Raw genomic sequence first — 3286 nt, forward strand, 5'->3', positions numbered from 1 at the left:
CGGCGAGGTCCTGATGCTCGCCTACATGAACCGGGAGGCTCTGGCGAAGACCCTGGAGACGGGAAAGGCCCACTACTGGAGCCGGTCGAGAGGAAAGCTCTGGCTTAAGGGCGAGTCCTCAGGCCACTTCCAGAAGGTGGTGGAGGCGAGGATCGACTGCGACCAGGACGCCATCCTCCTCAAGGTGGAGCAGGAGGGCGGGGCCTGCCATATGGGCTACAGGTCCTGCTTCTATCGGGACCTGGAGGGAGAGGTGGTGGGCGAGAAGGTCTTCGATCCGAGCGAGGTCTACCGTTGAGCGGCATCCCCGGCGAAGCTCCGCGGTACACCCTCGCCAAGAGCCCCATCTTCAAGGTCGAGGCATCCGTCGAGGAGGGGATGGTCAGGCTGAGGGCCGCAGGGCCCCTGGCCCGCCTCCCCTTTGTCAAGTCGGCCCTGGGGATCGCCGACGGCCAGATCCCGGTGATGGCGGGAGAGCAGCTCATCCTCTCCACCTGGTTTCCGCCGATTCCGAGCAGGGCCTTCGACCGCCTGGTCAGAAGCTACCTCAAGTCGTCTTTGGGGATAAGGACCCCCGACCAGGTCACCATATCCATCACCGAGGAGTGCCCCAACCGCTGCCTCCACTGCGCCCTCCCCGACTCGGGCCGCCACCACCGTCTGGAGCCCGGCGAGATCAGAGACATCGTAGGCCAGGTCCTGGACCTGGGGACGACCCTGGTCATCTTCGACGGCGGAGAGCCCACCACCTACCGGGACCTCCCCGACCTGGTCGGGTCCGTCGACGACCGGGCCATCTCCACCATCTTCACATCGGGGACGGGTTTTTCGGCGAAGCTCGCCCGGGAGCTGAAGGAGGCGGGGCTCTATGCCGTCAACGTCAGCCTGGACAGCCCCCGAGAGGAGGAGCACGACCGGATGAGAGGGAGGTCCGGAGCCTTCCGGGACGCCATGTTGGCTGTGAAAAGCGCCCTCGACGTCGGCCTTCTCGTCGACCTCTACGTCGTTGTGAGATCCGATAACGTCTCCGAGATCGATGGATTTCATCGGCTGGCGAGAGAGATCGGCGCTCACGAGCTGACCTTCTTCGAGGTGGTGCCGGTGGGGAGGTGGTCGGACGAACTAGGTTCCGTCCTCTCTGAGGTGGATCACGCGGCCCTCGACGAGTTCGTCTCTGGGGCATCCTCTCCCCGAGTATTCTCCGTGCCAGCGGCCTTCCGGGAGTTCGGCTGCTTTGCCGGGAGAAACTGGATGCACGTCACCCCGGAGGGGGACGTCTATCCTTGCGCCTGCCTCCCCCGGACGGCCGGAAACGTCCGCAAAGATCCGGTGAAGAAGATCTGGCGGAAGATGGCGAAACTGCCATATCGGGACAGCAGGACCTGCCCGGCGCGGAGATCTCGACTATAAGATCAACATGTATATATAGCCGATAATCGTGAAGATCAGCCCGATCAGGATGGAACTCACACAGATACAGAGAGAGATATTAACTGCGCTGATAAACTTACAACGTCGAGAGAGCAGGGCCATAAAGGGCGAGGAGATCGCCTCGATCATCGACAGAAACCCCGGCACCATCAGAAACCAGATGCAGTCTCTGAAAGCTCTCCACCTGGTGGAGGGAGTTCCCGGACCCAAGGGCGGCTATCGAGCCATCACTGCAGCTTACGAGGCGATCAACCTGGACGGAAACGACGATGTGGTGGACGTGCCAGTGATCAGGAACGGATCGCCCGTCGAGGGGGCCACCGCCAACGAGATCACCTTCTACACCGTGATGCGTCCAAACCAGTGCAGCGGCATCGTCCAGATAATAGGAAACATCAGAGAGTTCAACGTCGACGACGAGATCGAGATAGGGCCGACCCCCGTCAACAAGACTCACATCAAGGGGGTGGTGACGGGAAGAGACGACACCACCAACCGTCTTTTATTCGACATAAAAGAGATGACCTCGATACCCAAGATCCCGGTGAAGAACCTGGCCCGCCCGGCGATCACCATCGATCCCGACCTCTCGCTCCTCGATGCGTGCAAGAAGCTCGTTGATTCGAAGGCCCGGGCGGCCCTGGTGGGAAAGAACGGCGACCTGAGGGGGCTGATCAGCATGGAGGACGTGGTGCGAGGAATGGCTGAGGGGAAAGAGGAGATGCCGGTGGAAGCGTTGATGGAGAGGGCGTTTCCCTCCGTCAAGGCCAATGAGCCGCTTCACGTCGCCATAAGCAAGCTCGGAAAGACCGGAGATTGTCAGGTCGTTGTCGTCGACTCCGACGTTCCCACCGGGATTCTTGAAGCCACAGACCTGATCCGCTACATGATCCGGTTTTAGGAGAGGATTCGGAGGGATAAGCCCCCCCTTCAGGATATCTCCGTCCCCGAGTGGCCTCCCTCAGCCGCTCTCTTCAGGTTTTCTGCGTCCCCGCCGTATACCACAACGGTGGGGATGGAGCTTCGCTCGATGATCTTTGCGGCCAGGGGGTCCACCGGCGACCGCGACCCCGCCGATAGCGTCGTCTCCATGGAGAGGCTGGCGAGCTCCCGGCAGGTCATCTTATCGAACTTCACCGCCCTCGAATCGACTTCGGGGTCTGCGGAGTAGACGCCGTCGACGGAGGTGGCAACGATCAACTTGTCGGCGCGGGCGTACTCGGCGAGGAGGGCGGCCACGGCGTCGGTGGTCTGGCCCGGCTGCATCCCCCCCAGGACGACGATCCTGCCCGGGGCAGAGGCCAGAAGGGCGCCGGCGTAGCTCTCGGCCGGCTCGGGGGCGGCGGCTCTCCCCAGGGCTGCGATCAGGAGCATGGCGTTCAGCTTCGTCGCTCCGATCCCCAAAAGATCGCAGAAGGCCTCGCTCGCCGCGAGGGCCCGGGCCTTTCCGATGTACTCCCGGGCGATCTTGCCCCCGCCCACCACCACGAAGATCTGGTGCTCTTCGGACAGGTTCTTTAGAGCCTGCGCGTACTCCTTGAGGCTCTCAGCATCGCGGCCCGCCAGGATGGAGCCGCCGAGGGAATAGACGAGTATCATGGGGGAGGGCAAGATTATGAGCGGATAAAAAGGTTCCTTGTGATCTAGCCGGACCACTCGGCGAGCGTTTTGCGGACGGTCTCAGCACTGGGGCTCTCGATCTCTTCGAAGATGGCAAGGGCGGACCTGGCAAAAGAGACGGCCTTCTCATTTTGGCCCAGGGCGCGCAGAGAGAGGCCCATATTGAAGAGGTCGTTTCCCTCGCCCCGCTTGTCGCCGATCTCGCGGGAGATGGCAAGAGCCTTCTCGTAGAAAT

5 protein-coding genes are annotated in these 3286 nt (G+C 62.2%); 3 read left to right on the forward strand and 2 right to left on the reverse strand.

All coding sequences use genetic code 11. From position 1 onward, the window contains the following. From hisI to ACP5EL_RS09865, 3 genes are all read left to right on the forward strand, one after another. On the forward strand, nucleotides 1-298 hold a 298-nt coding region (hisI, locus tag ACP5EL_RS09855; protein ID WP_428402338.1), incomplete at its 5' end, for a phosphoribosyl-AMP cyclohydrolase. Beyond that, nucleotides 295-1410 (forward strand): radical SAM protein, encoded by a 1116-nt coding sequence (locus ACP5EL_RS09860; RefSeq protein WP_428402339.1) that lies wholly within the window; start codon nucleotides 295-297, stop codon nucleotides 1408-1410. The genes hisI and ACP5EL_RS09860, both read left to right, overlap by 4 nt. A 28-nt stretch (nucleotides 1411-1438) precedes the next feature. Continuing rightward, nucleotides 1439-2332 (forward strand): CBS domain-containing protein, encoded by an 894-nt coding sequence (locus ACP5EL_RS09865; RefSeq protein WP_428402340.1) that lies wholly within the window; start codon nucleotides 1439-1441, stop codon nucleotides 2330-2332. A 29-nt stretch (nucleotides 2333-2361) separates the two neighbouring features. Here ACP5EL_RS09865 and pyrH read toward each other — a convergent pair whose 3' ends face one another. Then, nucleotides 2362-3030 carry a UMP kinase gene (pyrH, locus tag ACP5EL_RS09870; protein WP_428402341.1) on the reverse strand — a complete coding sequence of 223 codons (669 nt, stop codon included), beginning with the start codon at nucleotides 3028-3030 and terminating at the stop codon, nucleotides 2362-2364. Nucleotides 3031-3074: 44 nt separating this feature from the next. Beyond that, nucleotides 3075-3286, reverse strand: a 212-nt coding sequence (locus ACP5EL_RS09875; RefSeq protein ID WP_428402342.1) for a tetratricopeptide repeat protein, incomplete at its 5' end; no start/stop codon positions are given.

This window comes from Methanocrinis sp., assembly GCF_049974945.1.
GTDB lineage: Archaea > Halobacteriota > Methanosarcinia > Methanotrichales > Methanotrichaceae > Methanocrinis.